28 protein-coding genes and 1 tRNA gene are annotated in these 20116 nt (G+C 56.9%); 20 read left to right on the top strand and 9 right to left on the bottom strand.

From position 1 onward, the window contains the following. The first annotated feature begins 141 nt into the window (after nt 1-141). Nucleotides 142-1230 carry a Fic family protein gene (locus EDE05_RS04890; protein ID WP_134100505.1) on the top strand — a complete coding sequence of 363 codons (1089 nt, stop codon included), beginning with the start codon at nt 142-144 and terminating at the stop codon, nt 1228-1230. A gap of 568 nt (nt 1231-1798) precedes the next feature. On the opposite strand, the gene EDE05_RS27395 is transcribed toward EDE05_RS04890, so the two are convergent. Then, nucleotides 1799-1930: a hypothetical protein gene (locus tag EDE05_RS27395; protein ID WP_281033679.1), complete on the bottom strand. Its 132-nt coding sequence runs from the start codon at nt 1928-1930 to the stop codon at nt 1799-1801. Nucleotides 1931-2558: 628 nt separating this feature from the next. Between EDE05_RS27395 and EDE05_RS04885 the strand changes: the two genes are divergently transcribed. Then, nucleotides 2559-3908 carry a site-specific integrase gene (locus tag EDE05_RS04885; RefSeq protein WP_134100502.1) on the top strand — a complete coding sequence of 450 codons (1350 nt, stop codon included), beginning with the start codon at nt 2559-2561 and terminating at the stop codon, nt 3906-3908. Nucleotides 3909-3913: 5 nt separating this feature from the next. On the opposite strand, the gene EDE05_RS04880 is transcribed toward EDE05_RS04885, so the two are convergent. Further along, the gene (locus tag EDE05_RS04880; protein ID WP_134100499.1) at nt 3914-4198 is read right to left on the bottom strand and encodes an Arc family DNA-binding protein; all 285 of its coding nucleotides are present in this window, start codon (nt 4196-4198) and stop codon (nt 3914-3916) included. A 97-nt stretch (nt 4199-4295) separates the two neighbouring features. On the opposite strand from EDE05_RS04880, the gene EDE05_RS04875 reads away from it, so the two are divergent. The 9 genes from EDE05_RS04875 to EDE05_RS04835 all read left to right on the top strand — a co-directional run bounded on the left by EDE05_RS04875 (nt 4296) and on the right by EDE05_RS04835 (nt 9179). After that, a complete protein-coding gene (locus tag EDE05_RS04875) occupies nt 4296-4460 on the top strand; it encodes an Arc family DNA-binding protein (protein WP_112802290.1) in 165 nt (54 codons plus the stop codon). Beyond that, nucleotides 4457-4657 carry an AlpA family phage regulatory protein gene (locus EDE05_RS04870; protein ID WP_112802287.1) on the top strand — a complete coding sequence of 67 codons (201 nt, stop codon included), beginning with the start codon at nt 4457-4459 and terminating at the stop codon, nt 4655-4657. Before EDE05_RS04875 ends, EDE05_RS04870 begins: the two co-directional genes overlap by 4 nt. Further along, nucleotides 4654-4842 carry a hypothetical protein gene (locus tag EDE05_RS04865; protein ID WP_112802285.1) on the top strand — a complete coding sequence of 63 codons (189 nt, stop codon included), beginning with the start codon at nt 4654-4656 and terminating at the stop codon, nt 4840-4842. The genes EDE05_RS04870 and EDE05_RS04865 overlap by 4 nt, the downstream gene beginning before the upstream one ends. Nucleotides 4843-5101: 259 nt before the next feature. Then, nucleotides 5102-6064 (top strand): hypothetical protein, encoded by a 963-nt coding sequence (locus EDE05_RS04860; RefSeq protein WP_134100495.1) that lies wholly within the window; start codon nt 5102-5104, stop codon nt 6062-6064. A 592-nt stretch (nt 6065-6656) separates the two neighbouring features. Then, nucleotides 6657-6875: a hypothetical protein gene (locus EDE05_RS04855; protein ID WP_134100491.1), complete on the top strand. Its 219-nt coding sequence runs from the start codon at nt 6657-6659 to the stop codon at nt 6873-6875. Between the two features lie 201 nt (nt 6876-7076). Beyond that, on the top strand, nt 7077-7325 hold the full coding sequence (locus EDE05_RS04850; RefSeq protein ID WP_134100488.1) for a hypothetical protein: 249 nt from the start codon (nt 7077-7079) through the stop codon (nt 7323-7325). A 5-nt stretch (nt 7326-7330) separates the two neighbouring features. Continuing rightward, nucleotides 7331-7900 (top strand): hypothetical protein, encoded by a 570-nt coding sequence (locus EDE05_RS04845; RefSeq protein WP_134100485.1) that lies wholly within the window; start codon nt 7331-7333, stop codon nt 7898-7900. Beyond that, entirely contained in the window at nt 7887-8498 is a 612-nt protein-coding gene (locus EDE05_RS04840; RefSeq protein WP_134100481.1) for a hypothetical protein, read from the top strand. The genes EDE05_RS04845 and EDE05_RS04840 overlap by 14 nt, the downstream gene beginning before the upstream one ends. Before the next feature lie 315 nt (nt 8499-8813). Continuing rightward, the gene (locus EDE05_RS04835) at nt 8814-9179 is read left to right on the top strand and encodes a hypothetical protein (protein WP_134100478.1); all 366 of its coding nucleotides are present in this window, start codon (nt 8814-8816) and stop codon (nt 9177-9179) included. Nucleotides 9180-9257: 78 nt separating this feature from the next. On the opposite strand, the gene EDE05_RS04830 is transcribed toward EDE05_RS04835, so the two are convergent. Then, nucleotides 9258-10670: a hypothetical protein gene (locus EDE05_RS04830; RefSeq protein WP_134100475.1), complete on the bottom strand. Its 1413-nt coding sequence runs from the start codon at nt 10668-10670 to the stop codon at nt 9258-9260. Between the two features lie 142 nt (nt 10671-10812). On the opposite strand from EDE05_RS04830, the gene EDE05_RS04825 reads away from it, so the two are divergent. The 7 genes from EDE05_RS04825 to EDE05_RS27140 all read left to right on the top strand — a co-directional run bounded on the left by EDE05_RS04825 (nt 10813) and on the right by EDE05_RS27140 (nt 15510). After that, nucleotides 10813-12876, top strand: coding sequence for a hypothetical protein (locus tag EDE05_RS04825; protein ID WP_134100471.1), 2064 nt, complete (start codon nt 10813-10815; stop codon nt 12874-12876). Nucleotides 12877-12903: 27 nt separating this feature from the next. Beyond that, a complete protein-coding gene (locus EDE05_RS04820) occupies nt 12904-13104 on the top strand; it encodes a hypothetical protein (RefSeq protein ID WP_134100468.1) in 201 nt (66 codons plus the stop codon). Beyond that, nucleotides 13091-13309 (top strand): hypothetical protein, encoded by a 219-nt coding sequence (locus tag EDE05_RS04815; RefSeq protein WP_134100465.1) that lies wholly within the window; start codon nt 13091-13093, stop codon nt 13307-13309. Before EDE05_RS04820 ends, EDE05_RS04815 begins: the two co-directional genes overlap by 14 nt. A 107-nt stretch (nt 13310-13416) precedes the next feature. Next, a complete protein-coding gene (locus EDE05_RS04810; protein ID WP_134100461.1) occupies nt 13417-14085 on the top strand; it encodes a hypothetical protein in 669 nt (222 codons plus the stop codon). Nucleotides 14086-14090: 5 nt separating this feature from the next. Further along, on the top strand, nt 14091-14600 hold the full coding sequence (locus EDE05_RS04805; protein ID WP_134100459.1) for a helix-turn-helix domain-containing protein: 510 nt from the start codon (nt 14091-14093) through the stop codon (nt 14598-14600). Between the two features lie 56 nt (nt 14601-14656). Beyond that, a complete protein-coding gene (locus EDE05_RS04800; protein WP_134100457.1) occupies nt 14657-14932 on the top strand; it encodes a hypothetical protein in 276 nt (91 codons plus the stop codon). 278 nt (nt 14933-15210) lie between these two features. Continuing rightward, nucleotides 15211-15510, top strand: coding sequence for a winged helix-turn-helix domain-containing protein (locus EDE05_RS27140; RefSeq protein ID WP_245519866.1), 300 nt, complete (start codon nt 15211-15213; stop codon nt 15508-15510). 6 nt (nt 15511-15516) lie between these two features. Here the strand turns inward: EDE05_RS27140 and EDE05_RS04790 are convergent, their stop codons facing one another. The 4 genes from EDE05_RS04790 to EDE05_RS04775 form a co-directional block, all read right to left on the bottom strand. Beyond that, complete coding sequence (locus EDE05_RS04790; protein WP_134100455.1) at nt 15517-16038, bottom strand: hypothetical protein; 522 nt, start codon at nt 16036-16038, stop codon at nt 15517-15519. A 3-nt stretch (nt 16039-16041) separates the two neighbouring features. Beyond that, nucleotides 16042-16386 (bottom strand): hypothetical protein, encoded by a 345-nt coding sequence (locus tag EDE05_RS04785; RefSeq protein ID WP_245519865.1) that lies wholly within the window; start codon nt 16384-16386, stop codon nt 16042-16044. 301 nt (nt 16387-16687) lie between these two features. Beyond that, nucleotides 16688-17371 (bottom strand): hypothetical protein, encoded by a 684-nt coding sequence (locus EDE05_RS04780; RefSeq protein WP_134100451.1) that lies wholly within the window; start codon nt 17369-17371, stop codon nt 16688-16690. Then, nucleotides 17368-17604 (bottom strand): helix-turn-helix transcriptional regulator, encoded by a 237-nt coding sequence (locus tag EDE05_RS04775; protein WP_134100449.1) that lies wholly within the window; start codon nt 17602-17604, stop codon nt 17368-17370. Before EDE05_RS04775 ends, EDE05_RS04780 begins: the two co-directional genes overlap by 4 nt. 111 nt (nt 17605-17715) lie before the next feature. Here EDE05_RS04775 and EDE05_RS04770 point away from each other — a divergent pair, with 111 nt between their 5' ends. Further along, nucleotides 17716-18111 (top strand): hypothetical protein, encoded by a 396-nt coding sequence (locus EDE05_RS04770; protein WP_134100446.1) that lies wholly within the window; start codon nt 17716-17718, stop codon nt 18109-18111. 83 nt (nt 18112-18194) lie between these two features. Here the strand turns inward: EDE05_RS04770 and EDE05_RS04765 are convergent. Then, a tRNA-Thr gene (locus EDE05_RS04765) sits at nt 18195-18270 on the bottom strand. A 245-nt stretch (nt 18271-18515) separates the two neighbouring features. Between EDE05_RS04765 and EDE05_RS04760 the strand changes: the two genes are divergently transcribed. Then, on the top strand, nt 18516-19289 hold the full coding sequence (locus EDE05_RS04760; RefSeq protein ID WP_134100555.1) for an NAD kinase: 774 nt from the start codon (nt 18516-18518) through the stop codon (nt 19287-19289). A gap of 46 nt (nt 19290-19335) precedes the next feature. Here EDE05_RS04760 and EDE05_RS04755 read toward each other — a convergent pair whose 3' ends face one another. Continuing rightward, nucleotides 19336-19992 carry a TetR/AcrR family transcriptional regulator gene (locus EDE05_RS04755; protein WP_112803618.1) on the bottom strand — a complete coding sequence of 219 codons (657 nt, stop codon included), beginning with the start codon at nt 19990-19992 and terminating at the stop codon, nt 19336-19338. Nucleotides 19993-20116 lie beyond the last annotated feature (124 nt).

Raw genomic sequence — 20116 nt, 5'->3', positions numbered from 1 at the left:
CCTACATCTTCTGAAATGACCAGACCGGTTGCCAGCGATACAATATGTCGATAAATTCCGTTTCTATCGACACGTTTTAGCAACATGTCGCCGCCGTCGACATATCCGGAAATCCCACTGACCGGAAAAGGAAGCTTCAGAATGCCTTTCCGGCCGGACCGTCCCTATAATGATCTACCAGCGTTGCCCCCGAAAGAGGATGTCGAGACGAAAGCCGTTCTCAAAGCCTGCATAGCCGCGCGGGCCGCTCTGGCAGAGCTAAAAGTCTCTGGCGAGCTGATCCCGAACCAGTCGGTGCTGATCAATTCGATTCCCTTGCTCGAAGCGCAGGCGAGCTCTGAAATCGAGAATATCGTCACGACGACCGATCGGCTGTTTCGCTTTGCCGGCGAGGACGGAAATCCTCCCGACGCCGCCACGAAGGAAGCTCTGCGCTATCGCACCGCGTTGCACCAGGGATTCCGAATGCTAAAGGAGCGGCCGGTCTCCACCACAATGGCAGTCCAAATGTGTCGGACGATAAAGGGTATTGACCTCGATATACGATCCACACCGGGGACCGCGCTCTACAACGAAGCCACTGGGGAAGTCATTTACACCCCTCCCGAAGGACGCGACCTCCTGAAGGACAAGCTTTCGAATTGGGAGCGTTACATTCACGAGGCCGAAGAGATAGATCCGCTCATCCGCCTGGCAGTCATGCACTACCAGTTCGAGGCCATTCACCCTTTCACTGACGGTAATGGTAGGACTGGGCGCATTCTCAATCTGCTTTATCTCGTCGACAAGGGCCTGCTAGAGATCCCGGTGCTATATCTCAGCCGCTACATCATCGGCAATAAGCGCGCCTATTACGAGAAGCTGTTGAGAGTGACCACGGAGGGTGCTTGGGAAACGTGGATCCTCTACATGCTCGAGGCAATCAGAGAGACGGCAGAATGGTCGAACAGGAAGATCCACGCAATCCGGGATCTGCTCGGTGAGACGGGCGCCCGGATGCGCCGCGACTTGCCGAAGATATATTCGCGCGAGCTGGCAGAAGTGATCTTCGTCAATCCCTATTGTCGGATCGCCGACGTCGTGTCAGCCGGCATCGCCAAGCGACAGGCCGCGGCAGTTTACCTGAAGGCCCTCGTCGACGCCGGAATTCTGGCGGAGATGAAGGCCGGTCGCGAGAACTTGTATATCAATCCCGCGCTTCTTGAGCTCCTGACGGGAACTCGCCCGTGAATTCTTCTGCTCGTGGCCGCCTGATTGGATAGCCGTCGCTCAATCAGGTATCCTCACTGTGTCAGGGTTTCATCCTGTGCGCCGCGGCGACAGTATCTAGATCAATCGATATTCTCGTCCCATGCCCGTGAACGCGGTACCTTTCGCGTAAGCAATGAACTGCCAGCGATGGGTACCCAAAGATGCTGCGATGCAAAGCCTGTCGGGATACGGGATGGGTTTGTGAGATGCACCCCGATCGCCTTGGACGGGAACGCACGGTTGCGGATGTGGGTCGGCCGGGATGCCCTGTCCTGCATGCAACGAGACCGGCAAGAGCTTTCCCGATGTGTCGAAGGTTTTCCGGTCGGTGATTGATTTGGCCGGGAAGATGGTGAACTAGTTTTAGGACGATGGCTATCATGATCTTCATGGCCGCGCCTTTCAAGCGCATGAGACCACGGAACTGCCGCAAGCGGCTGCTGCTCCCGAGACTGCTCGGATCATAATCATCACAGAATTGCGAGTGGAACATTGGCGGCTTCTTTTGTATCCCAAAAGAATGCTCCAGAATCATAATGCGGCTGCGTCAGCGATAGAGCCGAACGAGCTCCAGATGCTTCAGCGTGTCTTCGACCTCGCATGCCAACGGCGCGGTATTGCCAAAAACACCAGCAAAGCGCAATTGCTGGCCGCTGACGTCATAGATCTCTTCCAGCATGGAGTTCGGAGTGAGGCACAGCTCATCGCGATGCTTTCCGGGGACAGGGATTACCCTTAATCGGTTCTGTGAAGCGGCTTAGTGGCTACGCGCTTTCAGTGTAGATCGTGGAGGCCGGAACGTTTCCCGATCGAGTTGGTTTGGGCCGGGAAGCGGGTTATCCCCCCGCACGATCCATTGGCCCGCTTCGCCCTGATGATGTTGACGGAAAGGTCTGCTTTCGGGCAGGCCTTTCCTTTCAAGGCCGCGAGACTTTGCATGAAAACGAGATGATCTTTCCAGCGTCCGCTTCGGATTAGCGAAGCGGATTTGACAGGCGTTTATCAAGTGCTGAAGAGACGGTTGCGGCCACCTTATTTGCCCCCTTTGTGCCCCCGGTTATTTTTCTTGGACGAGGCGGAGGCATAAGTGCCTCAAAATTAATGGTGCCCCCGGCAGGGTTCGAACCCGCGACCCCCTGATTACAAATCAGATGCTCCGCTGTTCGCATGAATTCATATGCATTCGTGCTACCAGCGCCGACCGCCGGAAACACTTGCCTTCCGGCGGTTTTAGTGTTCGTATGAATTCGTGCGAATTCATATGTAGCCCCGGCTTTTCGTAGCCCCGGCGTAGCCCGAGATCAAAGATGGCGAAAGAGAACCTTACCGACCGGCGTCTAAAGGCGCTGAAGCCTGCACCGAAAGACGTCGGCCGGTACGAAATCGGTGATGCGATTGTGCCGGGTCTTCTGGTCCGGGTTACCTCCGCCGGCAAGAAATCGTTTGTGCTGTACACGCGGTTTGGCGGGAGTAAGAAACCTACTCGGCGTCTCATCGGAGAATACGGCGCGATTACGCTGGAGGATGCACGGCGGATCGCACGCGACTGGCTGGACATGCTTGGCAAGGGTGTCGATCCAAAGATCCACATCGCCGAGACCAAAGCCAAAGAAATCGAGCGTCAAGACAACACGTTTCGGAGTGCGGTCGAAGACTACCTTTCGATCGTGGTCATCGGTAGCGACCCAGACAACCCGATACTTCGTCAGGGCAACGAGGTTGCTCGATGCCTGAATTTGGAGTTCGTGGAAGATAGGATTGATCCACGCCCGGGGAAAGCAAAGCGGCCCGGCCTTGGTGATCGGCCAATCAGCGGAATCACGAAAGCTGACATCATGCGCGTTATCGACGACGCCATGGCTCGTGGCGCCAAAACCATGGCTCATAACCTTCTCGCCTACGTCAGAGCGTTCTTCAATTGGGCTGTTGATTCCGAACGATACGGGCTTGAGTTTTCGCCGTGCGACCGGATCAACGCGAAGAAGGTGATCGGCAAAAAGGTCAAGCGGAAGCGTGTTCTGGATGAGGACGAGCTGGCGGCATTTTGGGAAGCTACGGCAGTCATGGGCTATCCCTACGGTCCCGCCTACCGACTTCTGCTGATAACCTGCCTACGCCTCAATGAAGTCGCGGAGGTACCAGAAACGGAGCTTCGCCTTGAAAAACGAATGTGGTCGATCCCTGCCCTTCGGATGAAGAAGGACAATGATCATCACGTTCCACTAAGCGACCTCGCCTACGACATCTTCAAAGCCCTCCCCGAGCATAAAGATGGACCGTTCCTCTTCACAACGACGAAAGGCGTGAAGCCGATCAACGGTTTCAGCAAGGCAAAGGTGATCCTCGATCGCGAGATGCTGACCGTGCTGAAGCGTAAGGCGGGAGAAGCCGGGCGAGATCCTGAGCAAGTCACGCTCCGCCCCTTCGTGAACCACGATCTGCGCCGGACGGCTCGCACCTGGTTATCCGGGCTCAAAGTGCCGAAGGTTGTTGCCGAACTGATCATGGCCCATACCCAGAAAGACCTGGATGCGGTTTATGATCAGTGGGCGTTCATCGACGAGCGGAAGGACGCGCTGCAGCGGTGGGCGAACAAGGTGCGGTCGGTGGTCGAGCCACCGCCGGAAAACGTGGTCCCGATCCGGAAACGCCGCTGACGCTCTTAGTCATTACTCTCCGGGTAAAGCTTCATCTTCCGATTGATCTCCTCGATATTGGACATCAGGTAATCGAAATCCCTCTTCGGAATCGTTACCGCTGTGACCTTACCATCCGTTAGGTGCAGATTGGTGAAGCTTGCCTCGAGCCGTGCAACGATCTCGGCGTTCATGCTGCGATTGTTTTCTTGAGCAGCGGCCTCAACACGCTGCTTCAGTTCGGGGAGCATACGCAGACCGAACGGTGCAATGCTGCCGATCTTCTCTTCTGGTGTCTTCTTGTTACTCATGACATCACTATGTAGCTAACCAACGTTGACGGCAATAACTTCACACTGTAGCTATAGCTACACAGTGATGTTAAACGAGTCGTTAACGAGGTCAGCGATGACAGACAAGAAGATTTTCGGGCTACGTCTGCCTGATGATGTCCGGCGGTGGCTGAAAGCATCCGCCGAACAAAACATGCGCTCTCAGAACGCGGAGATCACCGTCATTCTCCGGGAGAAGATGCAGCGAAGCGCCGCCATTGAAAATGGAGGCGCGAAATGACGCAGCGCGCGATCCCCCGGAGTAGCCTTCCCGAAAAAGGCATCACCATGAAGAACACCAAGCTTTGGCAAATGGTCAAAGCGGGGCTTTTCCCCAAACCGTTCACCAATGGCGGCCGGGAGCGCGTCTGGCTCGAAGCAGACATCGACCGCTGGCTCCTAGAGCGAGCGGACCAGGGCAAAGGGGACGCACCATGACCGGCGCCGATCACGAGCAAAGCGATTCCGTCGTCGTCGCGGCACAATGGCTTGCTGACGAGCAGCAGCCACCGCAGCCAATCATTCCCGAACTGCGTCGTCGTTTCGGGCTGTCGGCGCTCGAGGCGTGCGAAGCTTCAGCAATGGCACAGCGCTTCCGGATCTACCGGAGGGCGCACGGATGACAGCGCGCGATTTCGCAAAGAACCGTGTGCGTCAGCGCATGTCCCGGAAAGGCGCCGAGTGCGTCACGGGCGGCGGCCCCTGGCTGGGTGAAGGATCACCGCCTCGCCGTCTGAAATCCAAGATCGAGGCACGGCAGGAGGCGTCTGCGCTGACATCGCCTTCCACTATGATCACCAAGACAATCATCTGCCGGTGCGGCCACAAGGGGAAGGTTCGCATTCCTGTCGCGCGGGCTGAGGGACCGTTCAGGTGCGTGAAGTGTCAGACAAGGAAGCCTTGAACAATCCCGACCGTTTCGCCGATATCAACGCGCGCTTTTTCAAGGTCGACATGCATGCGTTCCGAGTTGCTGCGGCGCTGGGGAGCAATCAAGCGGCCTCGTACCTGGTTCTCGCCTGCGGCACCGGTCCAGACCACCGCACGACGGGTTGGTCGGCAAAAGCCATCGAAGACCGAACCAGCTTGAAAGGCACGAAGGCGAAAGAGGCCATACATCAGCTCGCCGACGCCGGCCTGCTGCACATCGTGAGAGACGGCACGCGCCCTCTATACGAGTTGAATGTCTTCCAGGGCGAGCAGCCGCAAGAGGCTTGGATTCCGCAATCGTTCATTGGGACGAAGGAAAACAAGGGGCCGCTTAAGTTCTTTCGTTCGCAGAAGAACACATCGCAGCTCGAAATGATGCTTGAGATCTACAGTCGGACCAACATGGACATCTCCTGTGGGGTGGACTGGAGGTTGCCGTCGAACCCGAGAATGCTCTACGAAAAGCGAGTCATCCGGGTGTTGTCCGAATACATTGTGCACGGCTTCAGATCAGATCGATGGGCCGGTAGCGACATGGACTATGGGCTGCTCAACAGCCTCGTGAATGCCAGACAAGTCGTTGTTGCCCCGCATATTGTCGAGCATGACGGATCAGGTGCGGAGATCATCACTCCGATCGGCCGGGGCTGGAATTGTCTCGATTGGGAAAACAAGATCGGGTTCGCATACCAGAACGCTGGCGATGCCATGCTGCAGAGACTTGAGTTCGAGCAGAAGGCCAATGAACTCATCGTTCCATTTTCACGCTTTCTGCCCGATATCGAGGTCGTCGGCATCGTCCGGCCATACCTGCTTCCCGCAACTGCGCCCACGCTGAAATGGTCGATGAACCGCGCCGAGTGGATCGCCGGCGCCGACCGGTGCAATGAATTGGCGCAGAGCTTCACCTTCTGATCAACCCCATCGAAATCTTCCGACATTAAGAGCCGGAGTAATCTTCCGACATTAAGAGGTTTGACCCGCTTTCCGACATTAAGGAGAGATCAAGGGGATACTAACAGTTATGATTATTCATCGCTCCGCTCTTCATAATCATGACCATGCGATGAGATCGTGCTCCGCACGACGATACCCTCGGCAAGACATCCTCATCCCATTCGAATGCTATCCCCATGGCATCCATAGCCCATAGCCAAGGCTTTGACAGCGACACCCTTCTCGCCCTCAGTAGCTGATTTGGGGTCAATGGTCGTGTCTTGAACACGCGCCAGAGGGCCGCCAGCATTTCTCCCTTACGAGCCGAAATTCATGGTCGGCTGTTGATGGAGCAGCTGATCCACAATCAGTAGGGACTGTTCAACTAATTCCGTTGCATGTCCCCTATTTCATAGGCATATTGCTCTTGCATTGTCTTCGTCGCGTATCGTGGAAATCTCGACTCGGGCTACCATGGGGCTACGCCAAGTGAGATTTCAGCTACGTTTTTCGAGGAATTGCCGATTGAGCGATGGCAATCGATTGCAAAAGAGCAACGGAGATAGCTGCAATGACCCATTCGGTTGAATCGCGCGCCCATTACGGCACCACCCAGATCAAGGTTCATCGGATCAACGGCGAGAGCGCCTGGCAGGCCTCCGTCGACGCCCGCCAGACAGTCCGCGAACATCCGGATGAATGGTCCTTTACGCCCTTCTCTGCAGCCGAGCAGCGGGCAGCACAGCGGGATATCCCAGCTGATCCTGCCTTGCTCGATCGGGCGTCATGATCCCACTGGCTTAGCGTCATCTGCGGAGCCATCGAACCGCGGGCCGACGCAAGCCACCCCCACCCCCTTCAAACCCGTGTGGGATGGACTGAGGGGGGTGGGGGGCAAAATTGGGCGCGAGATTTCCAGTTCCACCCCCACACTGTATTCGGCCTCCCCCAGATGTTCGGGCTCGAATTTTTTAAACCAAGGAGAATTCCGATGCCCGATATGGCCATTGATCGAGGTCGCGAACTTCAAGGTCGGAAGCAAGTCGTAGTCTTCCGAGCGACAGGGGGCGAATCCGTATGGATGGACGTGCTGGACGCGAAGCAACTGGTCGCCCGCCTACCGGCCGAATGGTCGAAAGATCCGTTTGGAGGCCAGACCTATGGTGTCGCGAAAGATCCCTGGGCAGTGGAAGCGCTTCGCGGCGGAGTAACAGCCATAGAGCGTCCCTGGGGCTACTGAGAGCGATGGCTGTCCGGCACGATGCAGATCCGAAGGCCCTGATTTCCGCTCGAAAGCGCGAGGCGTCGAAGCCTGGCCGTCACAAACCTGCTGGTCGAGGGTCGGGGTGCACCCCGCGCGTACGCAAAGCCATTGAGCTGATGATCTTCGGTGGCGATGACGGCACCATGTACGCCAGCGATCGGGAGGCAGCGCCGGCCGCGGGCTTGTCAGTCCGTGCTCTGCGAGCGGCGATGTTGAAGCCATCGGTCGAAGCGTATCATCGGCAGCAACTCATAGCCAAGCGAAACGGAATGAAGGCGCTCGGACTAAACACGATCGAGGGCGTCATGACCGATCCGGAGCTGAAGAAGACGGCAGCTGGCGCCAAGGTCCGCGTTGACGCCGCGAAGGTCGTCCTCGTCGACCCCCCTGGTGCGCAGGTGAACCTTCAGATCAACAACAATCTCAATGTGACACCAGGATATGTCCTGGATCTTACGCCTGATTCGCCGCCGGTGGCGATCGCGCACGACGAGATCATCACAATTGAACAGGTTACGCATCCTGCGGAGATCGATCATGAACGGATCTGAAGTCAGCAATACGGACGCAAGCGCAGGTCAGGCGTCCGAAGTGTCCCCGGCGATCGAATCGGCGCCGGCACCACCAGCATTTCCAGACACGCCTATGGGCTACGAAGTCCGCTTACCGGGCGATTTCGCGCTCCCAGACGGTATTGACGTCGGCGATGGCCTGATCAAGGTCGATGACCCGCGGATTGCAAACCTCCGGGAATTTGCTCACGCGAACCAGCTCACCCAGGAGCAGTTCGAGAAGATGGTCGGTCTCGGCGCGCAGATGGAAATTGCCGAGCACAATGCGCTCCGGGAAGCTATGGGTCGCCAGATCGAAGCACTCGGACCGAAGGCGCAAGAGCGGATAGGCGCGGTCAAGCAGTGGGTCGCGGCAAAGCTGCCGGCGGATCAGGCAGAGTCCCTTCTTGGCGTCTTGTTTACTGCCAGACAGATCGAGGCGATGGAAACACTGATGCGGCTCAATCGCGGCGCGGTGCCGGGCAATCCTGGCGCCGGGCGCGATATCGGCCGGCAGGACCTTTCAGACGAGGAATGGGACAAGATGTCCGCTGCCGATCGGATCACTTACGCTCGCGAAACCTCGCCAAGAAGATGATCGCCAGTGAAAGCGGCAGAATGTCGTTTGGAACAGCCGTTGTAGTAGCGGCGATCCGACATATATCGAAAGGCCGTGCGTGCCAATTGTGTCATCTTGTTACGACGGCGAGACACGCGCATTGATCGATACCTCGCACATTTGCGGTAAGTCGCCCACGCCGAACTCCGGCCAAGTGGAGACGGCACGACTGGCAACGCAGATGGTCGAGGAATAGTGGGACAGGTGCAAGGCGGTAATGACGCCGCGGTAAGATCACTTTGACTGTGTGAAGGATTTCTGTCAGCCTGCGATTGCAACTATGGGGGGCAATCAATGGAACTTCTTAAAGGGCTAGCCGGAGGCTTCTTATTTCTGGCCGTGATGGGTATTTGTCTCGTCGTTCTGGGCTTCTATGTCCTGGCTGCGGCAGCCGGCGTAGAGGAATTGCTTGGCTGGTCCGGCTGGTGGGTCGGCGCCATTCTCTTCCTGATGATCTCGATGCGTGTCGGCTTTTTCATCATCAGTTGCCTTGGGGCATACGGTGCCTATGCGGCATGGGGCTGGGATTGGTATTGGGTGGCCGGCGTATTCTTCCCATTTCTAATCATCGCCATCGCGGCGACCCTTGGAGGCGGGATTTTGGCTATCGCTGGCGGGTTCTATCAAAAGATTTTCGGCGGGAGACGGGCGGGCGCGTAATCATGCGCCCTTCCCCTTCCTCGGCCGTGGCGGCAAATCGACAAACAGTAGTTGAATCGCGGTGGTACGGCCGCGTTCCTATTCTAGCTTAGCGCGCTTGAGACCTGCGTTTATGACCTCAGTAAAGTCAGGTGGCTCTATACCGTCCGGTCCATGTCCAGGGGTCTGGCGGAAGAGCGCCCAAAGAACAAGCGGCCGGTCGCGTTCGTCAGCTCGCCCTTTCTCGCTCAACAAGAAGTAAGTATCCAGCATCGTCTGCCGCTGCCGGGCGTCATCCATCAAGAGCATCGATCGCATGAAGTAGCGCATCAACGCCCGTCCTGCCCAAAGCCACACGAAGACCGGCACAGAGAACACGATCAGCCGGCCGAATTGATGAATGATCGCGATCGCGACCGAGTCCTCCTTCGGGATCGCAAAAGTTGGGATTGGAGGGGGTGCCGCCGGCGCTGCTGAGCCGGCCTGGGCTGTCGCGGGGGTAATTGCCACTCCCTGGGCATCGGCAACTGCCTTCTGCTCAATACTGGCGAGAGCCTGGACGATGGGAATTCCCCAGTGCGCAGCGACGCCGATGGTGATCACGAGATAGGCCAACAACAACCCGCAGGCGATGCCGAAAGCTAACCTGGCTTCTTCAAAACGGCCGGCCCAGCTGCGGCGAACGCTCTCAAGCTTCAGCTGCTCACGGGTGGTCGTTTCGAAATTTTGAAGTTCCTCACGCCTCTTTTCGATGTCGCTATGGAAATCGGCGCGCAGCGCATCGATCTCAACTTGAGCTTCATCAATGGTATGGTCGATCTTGTCCTTCGTTTCTGAATTGGCTTGTGTCAATTGAGCGGCGGCCGCGGCAAGTGCGTCCAGGCGGCTGCGGTAATCAGTGACCTCGCGCTCAAAAGCGGCTCGATGGTTGTCGATGTGACCTTTTGCTTTCGCAATCTCGTCTTGGAGAGAGACTTCGACAGATCTCGCAACGGCTCGCGATTCCTTAGCCGCAACGTAATTTGCGAGACCGATAAGCAGACGTCCGCGCTCGCTGTCATGAGTTCGGCTCTCGGCAATTTGCATCATATTTGCGTTGGGCATCTCGACCGCGAGCGCCGACGCTGAGATAAACATGTATTGGTGCGCCTCTTCGGCAGTACGCCGCCCTGATATGCTGGTGACAAATCGCGCCAGGGCTTGAACTTCTTCATCCCGTAAAATTGGCCAAGTAGACGTAACAACGGTCTTGTCATCGGTCTGGACCACCGGGGGACTACTCTGCACAACAGCCACAGCATTGCCAAATAGCGCCTGACATAGCGCGGAGTTTCCAACGGATCCTTTATTCCGCAAGTCGCTAAATGGCACCTCCCTAAAGGTTTGGCCTAGGGTTTTGTAAAGGCCTTGCTGCTGGGCGATCAACGCCCTGGCCTCGCCGCCGCTGGAATTGGTGAATTCTACCTGCCTTGTTGAAAGCAGCTTGATCAACCTGTCGAGCAACTCTTCCACAGTTCCCCCCACATATGATGAACAAAGCTACCGTTAGAAGTAACAAAAATGGAATGCAACCTAAGTCTGCTACCAAGGTAAACTGAGGCGCACGCTACGTGTGCTTTGTGCAACTCAAGAATGACAGGGATAAATCCCTGTCATGAGCATCACAGCCCCTGACACTCGAATTTCCGAATATAATCCTGTTGTCGCGACGACTGAGTTTGCGGCAAACTTTCCTGTCTTCGACAATGACGACTTGATCGTTGTCCATGATGGGTTGGAGCGGGATGACTTCGCGGTCTCAGCGACCTATGCGGAAGGCGTTTCGAGCAACGCCAAGGCAGTCTTTGCTGTCGGCATTACCGGAAACGTCAAGGTAGTCGGTCGACGAGATCCGCACCGCACAAGCCGCTTCGTCAACGGTGGCGCCCTCCCAATCCGCGACTTCAACCTCGCGCTCGATACGCTTCAAGCGGAGATGCAAGAGGCGCGGCGAGATATCGCTCAATCGTTCAGGGCGCCATATGGACTTGCCCCGCCGGAAATCCCGGGGTCTGTTGATCGCAGAGTTCTTGGCTGGAACGGTCAGGTTCTTTCGAACATCGATCCGGCCGAGTTCGTCAATGATGCGGGCTTTGCTACCGCGGCTCAGGGCGCGAAAGCGGATAGCGCGTTGCAGCCCGAAACCCTTTCCGTTGATGACGATCACCTGGCCGCGCCTTCCCGCATCCGGAACAAGCTCGATTTCTGGACGATTTACGATTTCTTCTCGAGCTACAATGAGGCTCAGGCGGTCAGGGCCGGATCTGCGACAGGTGACCATCTCGCCTTCCTGCAAGCTGCTGCCGATAGCCAAGAGGTCGTGCAGTTTCCTCCGCGCGTCTTCAACGTTTCCAATGAACTGGTGATCAAGGACGGAACGAAGCTTATCGGCTCCGGCGCCAACTGGAAGCGACGGACGGGCTATTCCCGCCCGACAGATGGCAACTTCACATGCTTCAAGTGGATTGGCGCGGATGCGTCCCTAACGGCAGTCGTTCGTGTATCCAGCGAACCTGTCGGCACGGCTGGAGACGATTTCAGTGCACCTGGAACTGACGACCTGGTCAACGTCATCTTGCGTGATATCCACGTCGATGCCGACAATAAGGCGCGGTATGGTTGGTATATCTATCGCGTTGGCAATCAGAGCACGATAGGCAACCTGACAGCGGAAAAAGCACGTCTCAGGAACTTCGTGTTTCTCGGCTGCTTCGCGTCACGCTTCGGGCATTTCGGAGCTTACGAATGCCAAAGCCACGGCGTTAGCGTTGGTGAAGACTTGTTTGCGTTCGGCGTTGAGGCGGCTTGTTTTGAGTTCTCTGCGAGCTTCCATTTGTGCAACAACGGCACGAATGGAACATTCGTTCTGAATAATGCCAACCCAGGTTCTGGTTCGGATTACGCCGAAAGCGGCGGCATATTCTGCCTCGGGCGAGGCAGTTCCGTTATAATCACTTCCGAAGGAAATTTCGGACGCGCCGCCATCCTAAAGCCATCATCCCAGGCGTCGGGAACGGATGGCCCCGCCGACTACCATGTGCCCTATATCGAGGGCAACGGCGGCGGCATAGCTATCGACTACCGACCGGGAACGCGAGGGCATCGCATCTACAACGGATTCATTCACCCTGGTAACGGTTCGTCCCTGATTTCGCAGGATATCTGCATCCGGTCTTTCAACTCCGCAGGCGTCGAGACTGACAACGAAGGACCGACCGATAGCGGGCAATGGCTGGTGCTTGAGCGGCTATTCGGTGAGCTCTCCGGCGTAGGGTTCGCGGTCCATTCGAACACTTACAAATACCGCGCCCGCGACTGCGCGAGGACGATCGTTTTTTCGGAGAAGTACCCCGCTTCGGAAGGCGTCTTTGCAAGGGCCTTCTTCAAGGCCGATGCGACGCTTTCCGACACGCGTTTGGTCGCGGGGGGCACGCTGACCCGTCAGTCTGCCGGTCGCTTCAGGCTGACGTTCATCGCACCGCAAGCCGATGCAAACTACAGCGTTTCGATCCAACGTATGGGCTCTGGCACTGTGACACACTTCCTGCAGATCGGCCCAAACAAAGGGACCGATTTTGTGGAGATCGAGCAATTTGCTTCGGGCGCTCTCGGCACACCTGTCGATACAGCCACGGGCTTCGTCGAGATCGTATGTATGCGGCTTGAGGACGGCAGATAGCCGGTTGGCGGGGTCATTGAGGTCATCATGAAAAAGTCATCCATCGAAGAACTATCGGAAAAGAGATCGGTCATTGATGTCCAGGTCACTCGGCTCATTGAAGAAGATGTCTCTTCGGTTCTTGCCGGCGGGACGATCAAGAACAGCGCCCTGATCAGCAGGCTCGGCCAGGATCGCAATACACTCGATGCTGCGATCGACCGGCTGCGCGACGATGAGCAGCACTGACGACATCGTCCTGAACTCCGCCTGCTTCCCCCAGATCAATGGCATGCGTTTCAACGGCCACCGCTGGGTGGCTGCGGATAGCCTCGACAGCGTTCGCGCCGCTGTACCCAAAGACCCTTCGGAATACTTCGTCGGGGTCGCACAGCGCCGGCCGCCCTCCCCGCTTCCAGAAAAGCCGAAAAGCCGCCGCCGAGGTGGCTTTTAGCTCTCGTCTGCGCAACATTTTACGTGCTCGGAAGGTGTGCTTTGCGGGCCGGAGTTCCGCTTGTTACCGATTGTTACCAATCGATGTTACCTAACGGAGAAAAAATCGTGTCCCAGGATACCCGCGAAAAACTGGCTTTCCTCACCGCCCAGCGCACCTCGATGGTGAGCGAGAGCAAGACCCTTACGAAGCAGCGCGCAACCGCAAAGCTAAACGGTACCGAGTTCGCGGGCGCCTTCCGCCTGGAAGAGCTGACGCGGGAACTTCAGGAGCTTGACGACACTATCGAGTTGGCCACCAAAATGGTCGCCGACGACGAGGAGCGTGAGATCGCACTTGTCCAAGCCGACCGCGTCGAACAGCAGATAGCGAGCCTTGAGGATGTCCGAGAGCAGTACCTCGCCGAGGTGGAGCGGCTGCAGAAAAACGTTGAGGGAATCGCTGGATCATTATCGAGCATTAATCAGCTAATGCCCAAACTCGCAGCACTCGGATACGACATCTCGGGGTTCACAAACATGCCGGACCTCCAACCCGTCGGTTATGAAGCTCGTTTTATATCCCGGATCGCGGAAACGACTGCCGGATTTTTCAAGAGCACCGACGCGTTGGGCCGGTTCCGCGTCGCGAGGGTTGATTCCGAAAAGTGGCTTCCGTCCTGGGCAGACGACGAGCGCCGCCGGTTGTCGAACCTTCTCGGCACTCCAGTACTCAAAGCTCGGAAGAAGGCGGAACAGCTACGCCTTGCCGCAGCAAGCGTCGGCGCCGACGAGTGACCGCCATGAAGCTGGGTGAACGTCACCTCGATAGCGCGCAAGTCCTGGCGCGCTTCGGCGTCTGCAAGATGACGCTCTCTCGCTGGCTCAAAGATCCCGAGCTGGGGTTTCCAAAGCCGGTGCGGATCAGAAAGCGGTATTACTTTTCCGAGGCTGCTATCGTGGCCTGGGAGGTCAAGCAGGGGAAGATCGATCAGCCGGAACCAGAAACCGTCGGCGGCCGCCCAGTCGTTTCTGGCGTCATTCAGGATTATGGCGATTTCGTAAAGGCAATGACAGCCCGCAGGAAACAATTGGATATGGCTTGTCTTGAGGTCGACCTATTGTCTGGGATGCAGGAAGGTTATGCCAACAAGCTAGAGAACTGGAAAAAGGGCTATGGCAGAGGTATAGGGCCAGAGACGCTGCCCCTATGGCTGGGCGGATTGCGCGTCGGGATCATCCTGGTGGATCTGCCGCGCCGGCCGAGGAAGCCGCGGTCGCATCCCCAGCTTGACGCATCGGCTGCAGCCTGAATGATCCTCCTGCCAATAAAGGGGTATCCGGATTTTGACGTGTAAAGGGAGCAGTGATGTCCAACTTGTATTCGTGGAAAGAACTCATCATCGCCGAGATGAACCATCACGGCGATGATTGGTCTAAACTCGTATCGATTACCCTTAGTGACGAAGAGGCCTACCAGAAATTTGATAGTGGTTACGGCGTCACGAACGGAAAACCTTTCACTGCCTGGACTGATGCCCGGGTCTACTTTCCCCTCTGCCACGATGGGGCTGAGTGGTGCGGCAGCGCTCCTCGAAATCCGAATGGAGAAGCGCTCGACCATCTGGGCGCTGACATACCCTAGGCCTGCAAGCATTGCGGCGTGGTCGGACGGTTGTACCGTGACGGCGTTACGATGCTGGACTACAAGCACCTCCCGGCCTATCGCCACCGCGTTATCATTCGCGCAAAGGTCGTTCGGTATCGAAGCAGTGACTGTGGCAAGACGATAATGGATCCGTGGGCCACGCCGAAGCCCATTCTTTGCCAGCGCTGCACACCCAAATTCCACGTGGAAGAGAACTGGAAGCGAGCAATCGAATCCACAGGAAAATCCGGATAGCTCAATAAAGAGGTTCCATCATGGCAAGATCAGACACCCTTTTCGTCACCGAGGCCCAGTGTGCCAATCGCCTGGGCCTTTCCCTTGAGCAGTTTAAAATCGCGCTTCATGCAGCGACGCAGGCGGGCTTTCCGATGAAGGACCCGCTCTTCGCTGATCGCCGGTATTGGCCTGCAGTTCGGGCTTGGCTCGATCGCAGGTATGGAATGCATGATGGCGCCGGCAAGTTCGGCGCAGCCGATCAGGTCGAACCGTGGCGTGGCCGCCGCGGTATCACAGCCCCACCTGGGTTCGATGGCGAAGAGAACTGGAAGAAGTAGCGCCCATTACCTCTGCTTCTCGTCGGCGTAGCTCAGGCGAATGCGATTTTTCTCCCGGAGAAAGTCAATGGGAGATAGGGCGATCTTATGATCCATCCTCATGTACGGCCCAAAAACGTCAGGCGCGTCCCTGTAGAACCGCTGAATCGTCCCAAACGTTTCTACGCGCTTTTTTGCACTCGACACCACCCCGCTTTTTATCTCCTCGTTTAGGCTGTTCAGCCTAATGAACTCGGTCCATATCGACATCAGGTAGAATTTGACCTCCGTTCCAAATAAGAATGTGGATCGGTCAATCGCATCCATGATCTTCTTTTCGGAGTCGGGAGAGCATTTGCCTTGAGCGAGCACCATTCCAACGGCATTCTTGGCAGAGGCATAAACCTCGATCCGCTTATCAAAAAGATCTAAGACCGATTTGTTGTGTGCGGTCCGCCACTGCATGAAGGCGACGCCCCCCACCGCGATAGCTACCGCTGGGGTCAACAGAGCTTGCAGGAGTTGGATCCAGACGGGCAGATCTGTCATATCTTAGCCGCACACATTCACGCCATCTTTAACGATCGCGGACCACTTTGGTCCGAGTGTTTCCCGAGCCGAAAGGGCTTGCTGCGAACCCGGCTCGCCTTCCTTGAACATCCGGACGCCAACGGCTTGATCGTGAGTCCCGGCATAAACGACGGGACCGGGCGTATAAGTAGTTGTCGCGTTCATGGTGCCGTATCCGCCATAGGAATTCACGGTCCCGTAGGTCTGATAGCTGCCAGGCATCCGCGTCGCGCGAACGTTGTTTGCGGATGACGCTGCGGTGATAACGTAGCGGTCATAGCCGGCCTTGATGGTTTCGATCGCGGCCTGCTTTTCAGCCGCCTTCATTGCACCAGTTCCGCCACAGACTGGTGCAGCGCTTGTTTTAATGATGGCCTCGTTCTGCGAAACTCGCATCGTGCTGGATTGCACGCACGAAGAAAGAGGCAGCACTACGCATGCGACTGCAATAACCGTTCTTACCATAGAAATTCCCCAACCCTGCACCGAGGGGAGCTTGTCAGGTTGGGAAGAAGAGTCAATCTGGCCGATAGTCGATTTCGTCGCTAGCCGTCTAGGTCATCTCGGAAGACAACCGGACAACTCAGATCAAAGGGAAGTTGGAAATTGAATTCCGGCTGGCGATCGGTCACTTGAGTTGGCACCCAAATGGATGTCCCAGTTCGTGGCTGCTGATAAGGTGAATTTGGCGGAATGGCATTCCGGCCGCGCGTGCCCGAAGTTTTTCGAATACCGGTAGCCAGCGTTCACGCGGCAATCGAAAAACCGGCACCTCAACCAGCAGATCCAGCCCTTCATAACGGGCTTGGTCTTTTCCATCTAGACAGTCGAGTACCGCACGAGTCGTGAGATCAAATAGCTTTGACGTTTCGATCATCCTACTAGGGCGGCTTGCCCACTCATCGAATTCTCTTTGGGACGCACCATCGCGAAGATGCGGATGGCCGGGACTGGCACCCTGCCTGTTGAGTCGACGTCCACCCTCAAATTGAGCTCTCGACAATGCGATTGTCACCTCTATTCCTACTTCTTCTTGGCCGTTGAGCCGCAGCCAAGCGTCGGGAGGATCATTGTTCAAGCTGAACCTGACCTCACCCATGAAGCCACGAGCGCGCAAATGGTTGTACACCGGTACGATCTCATCTCTCAGCCGCTTTAGCCTCCCTCGCTTTTCTCGATACGCCTCCACCTCCGCATGCTGACGCTCCGAACGGAAATACGAATCATGGAGTTCGGCGAAGGTGGGCATATCGGTCCATTCTCGCAGCCTTTCCAGCATCGCTTCGAGACAAGGGTTTTCGACATGCGTCATTTGCGAAGCCTCACCCCTGCCCCGCCATCGACCAAGACCCCATCTTCGAGAAACACGACGCCCGCGGCTTCGAGCGCAGCCTTGATCGCCGCCAGGTTATTGGTGCTCGGCACGCGCCTGCCCTTCTCGAAATCTCGAACTGTGCTTTCGCCCAAGTTCGAATGCCCGGCCAACTGGGACTGGGACCAGTCTAGAAGCCCCCGGGCGGCTCGTGATTGTTCTTTCGTGATCATGCTTCCCTCATATCAACGTTTATCGTTTACCAGAAACGAAAACCGTTGACATCAAGTTAATTCAACGCTATCCGTTTATCGTCAACGAATATCGTTAATGGAGCAATTCATATGCCGAACACCACCGTTCCGGCCGCCGCCGAAGGCGTGCCAACTGATCCGATCCTTTATAATCGCATTCGCGAGCTGATGAAGGAATTGGCGACGCTGCTAGATCGCACAAGATCTGGCGCCGCGTCATTCGCGACGGTCCACGCGGCGAGTAGCGGGAGAGCCAACATCATCGGTTTCGACCTGGATCTAGATGAGCCTTCCCTGTCGACGCTGTTGATTCGCGGGGAGGATGATCTGGACGATGCTAGCTCGTTCGTTGATCTCGTGCATTGCGCCTTGGAGGGGATGGCCCCCGATCGCGACATCAATGCCCTTCAGTACGGGGTGCGAGAGATCCGGAAAGCCCTGGGCAGAGCACACGAGGCGATCGAAGCGGCACGGGACCAAATCTAGCCGATGTAGCCCAGGAAGTAGCCCCGATCGCCTGATAAGACGGATATCGGCCTACAAATTCCCCGTAACCTGTTGAAATCTTTTGGTGCCCCCGGCAGGGTTCGAACCCGCGACCCCCTGATTACAAATCAGGTGCTCTACCAACTGAGCTACAAGGGCACTCTCCAGACGGGGAGTTACCAGATTTTCTCTTTCTGTAAAGGGAAAATCGCCCGCCGCCTCCGGCTGAGATGCGATCTTCACGCAAAGACGGAACGGTTGGGCAGCGGAAGGCGCTTGTCCAGAAGCCGGTTTCTCCTGTACCAAGGCGCTCTCACCGGCAGGCTTCATCCGGAGCCGTGCCAGATCAACCCGTCAAGCGGCCCTGCGCGCCTTCGGGCGACGGCGCCGTCGAAAGCTCGTTCATGTCGCTGCAGTCGAAAAAGCTTTCCTTCATAGCATCCGCGACGCCGGAGGCGCAGTCCGGACTGGAGGAATTAAGCCGATTGTACGGCAATGTTCCGACGGCGGAAGCCGATGTACTCGTTGCGCTCGGCGGCGACGGCTTCATGCTGCAGACGTTGCACGAGACGATCAACACCGCAAAACGTGTCTATGGCATGAATTGCGGTTCGGTCGGGTTTCTGATGAACGACTACCGCACAGAAAACCTTCACGAGCGGATCGCCTCCGCCATCGAGAATGAATTTCATCCGCTCAAGATGACGACCACCAATGCCGACGGGACGACCTCCGTCGCGCTGGCCATCAATGAGGTCTATCTCTTCCGCCAGTCCTATCAGGCAGCCAAGCTCAAGGTCGTGATCGACGGTCATGTGCGGTTGGAGGAACTGATCTGCGATGGCCTCATGATTGCCACTCCAGCCGGATCGACCGCCTACAATCTCTCCGCTCACGGACCGATCCTGCCGCTGGAAGCGCCTCTTCTGGCCATGACGCCGGTTTCGGCTTTTAGGCCGCGGCGCTGGCGCGGGGCGCTGCTCCCGAACCATGTCTGCGTCGACATAGACATCCTCGAACCGGAAAAGCGGCCGGTCAACGCCGTTGCCGACAATGCCGAAGTCAAGTCCGTGCTGCATGTGAGGATCGCGCAATCCGCCGAGGTTACCGCGCGCATCCTCTCCGATCCGGATCATTCCTGGTCGGATCGCATCCTGGCGGAACAATTCAACAACTGACTCTGCGTCAGGCGACCTTACGGAAGCGTCTGACTCTGCGGGAGGATCAATGCCTGCGGGCGAAGGCGCGCAGAAAGGTGCGCGTTGCGTTGGCAGCCATCTGGTCGATCTCGGATTCCGGCGTCTGCCGTCCAAGCTGCTGGTCGATGCGAAGATCAGCACCCAGCAGAGCCATATATTGACGGGCAGCGAGAGCCGGGTCGTCGAGGTCCAGATAGCCCGCAAGGGCAAGCTGGGCGAGACGGGCGGCAACGGCCGGATATTTCTTTCCCGGACCATATTCCTTCCAGGTTTCGAAGAGCTTTGGAAAACGGGCGCCTTCTGTTTCCACGAGCTTGCGCAACCAACGGCCGTTCGGGTCGCACATCGCCTTGCGCAGAAGCCGAGCGGAAAATTCGGTCAGCTCCTTTTCAAGGTCCTGCGGCGCAACAGGAAACGTGTCCAGAACCCGAAAGAAACCTGCGGTCGAACGTTCGGTAATCTCGGTCACGACAACTTTGAAGAGATTATCTTTGTCACCGAGCTGATTGTAGATCGTCTGCCGCGATACCCCTGCCCTCACCGCAATCGCATCGATGCTCGCTCCAGCAAACCCTTCTTCGGCGAAAATATCAGCCGCGGCATTCAGGATTGCCTGACGCTTGTTTTGCGCCGGCGGCCATGTGTCCTGGTCCTGACTGCGTTCGGCAGACGAATTTTTCATGACACTACCATACCGGCACTTGACGAATTGGACAATTGTGTCCAAAATATTTTACATGACTGCTGTGCACCCGTCATATTCACGCCGGCTCTCATATTCATCTTCCATAGTCGTCTTCCGCCCT

This window comes from Neorhizobium sp. R1-B (assembly GCF_004368875.1).
GTDB lineage: Bacteria > Pseudomonadota > Alphaproteobacteria > Rhizobiales > Rhizobiaceae > Neorhizobium > Neorhizobium huautlense.
This window is presented reverse-complemented; position numbering and strand designations above follow the sequence as displayed.

Coding starts and splice junctions, on each gene's coding strand:
- EDE05_RS04835 (WP_134100478.1), top strand. CDS start 8,814: ATGGAACTTCTTAAAGGGCTAGCCGGAGGCTTCTTATTTCTGGCCGTG.
- EDE05_RS04760 (WP_134100555.1), top strand. CDS start 18,516: ATGTCGCTGCAGTCGAAAAAGCTTTCCTTCATAGCATCCGCGACGCCG.
- EDE05_RS04885 (WP_134100502.1), top strand. CDS start 2,559: ATGGCGAAAGAGAACCTTACCGACCGGCGTCTAAAGGCGCTGAAGCCT.
- EDE05_RS27395 (WP_281033679.1), bottom strand. CDS start 1,930: ATGCTGGAAGAGATCTATGACGTCAGCGGCCAGCAATTGCGCTTTGCT.
- EDE05_RS04805 (WP_134100459.1), top strand. CDS start 14,091: ATGAAGCTGGGTGAACGTCACCTCGATAGCGCGCAAGTCCTGGCGCGC.
- EDE05_RS04790 (WP_134100455.1), bottom strand. CDS start 16,038: ATGACAGATCTGCCCGTCTGGATCCAACTCCTGCAAGCTCTGTTGACC.
- EDE05_RS04770 (WP_134100446.1), top strand. CDS start 17,716: ATGCCGAACACCACCGTTCCGGCCGCCGCCGAAGGCGTGCCAACTGAT.
- EDE05_RS04890 (WP_134100505.1), top strand. CDS start 142: ATGCCTTTCCGGCCGGACCGTCCCTATAATGATCTACCAGCGTTGCCC.
- EDE05_RS04775 (WP_134100449.1), bottom strand. CDS start 17,604: ATGATCACGAAAGAACAATCACGAGCCGCCCGGGGGCTTCTAGACTGG.
- EDE05_RS04780 (WP_134100451.1), bottom strand. CDS start 17,371: ATGACGCATGTCGAAAACCCTTGTCTCGAAGCGATGCTGGAAAGGCTG.
- EDE05_RS04875 (WP_112802290.1), top strand. CDS start 4,296: ATGACAGACAAGAAGATTTTCGGGCTACGTCTGCCTGATGATGTCCGG.
- EDE05_RS04865 (WP_112802285.1), top strand. CDS start 4,654: ATGACCGGCGCCGATCACGAGCAAAGCGATTCCGTCGTCGTCGCGGCA.
- EDE05_RS04755 (WP_112803618.1), bottom strand. CDS start 19,992: ATGAAAAATTCGTCTGCCGAACGCAGTCAGGACCAGGACACATGGCCG.
- EDE05_RS04815 (WP_134100465.1), top strand. CDS start 13,091: ATGAGCAGCACTGACGACATCGTCCTGAACTCCGCCTGCTTCCCCCAG.
- EDE05_RS04840 (WP_134100481.1), top strand. CDS start 7,887: ATGAACGGATCTGAAGTCAGCAATACGGACGCAAGCGCAGGTCAGGCG.
- EDE05_RS04880 (WP_134100499.1), bottom strand. CDS start 4,198: ATGAGTAACAAGAAGACACCAGAAGAGAAGATCGGCAGCATTGCACCG.
- EDE05_RS04820 (WP_134100468.1), top strand. CDS start 12,904: ATGAAAAAGTCATCCATCGAAGAACTATCGGAAAAGAGATCGGTCATT.
- EDE05_RS27140 (WP_245519866.1), top strand. CDS start 15,211: ATGGCAAGATCAGACACCCTTTTCGTCACCGAGGCCCAGTGTGCCAAT.
- EDE05_RS04855 (WP_134100491.1), top strand. CDS start 6,657: ATGACCCATTCGGTTGAATCGCGCGCCCATTACGGCACCACCCAGATC.
- EDE05_RS04845 (WP_134100485.1), top strand. CDS start 7,331: ATGGCTGTCCGGCACGATGCAGATCCGAAGGCCCTGATTTCCGCTCGA.
- EDE05_RS04850 (WP_134100488.1), top strand. CDS start 7,077: ATGCCCGATATGGCCATTGATCGAGGTCGCGAACTTCAAGGTCGGAAG.
- EDE05_RS04870 (WP_112802287.1), top strand. CDS start 4,457: ATGACGCAGCGCGCGATCCCCCGGAGTAGCCTTCCCGAAAAAGGCATC.
- EDE05_RS04785 (WP_245519865.1), bottom strand. CDS start 16,386: ATGAAGGCGGCTGAAAAGCAGGCCGCGATCGAAACCATCAAGGCCGGC.
- EDE05_RS04825 (WP_134100471.1), top strand. CDS start 10,813: ATGAGCATCACAGCCCCTGACACTCGAATTTCCGAATATAATCCTGTT.
- EDE05_RS04800 (WP_134100457.1), top strand. CDS start 14,657: ATGTCCAACTTGTATTCGTGGAAAGAACTCATCATCGCCGAGATGAAC.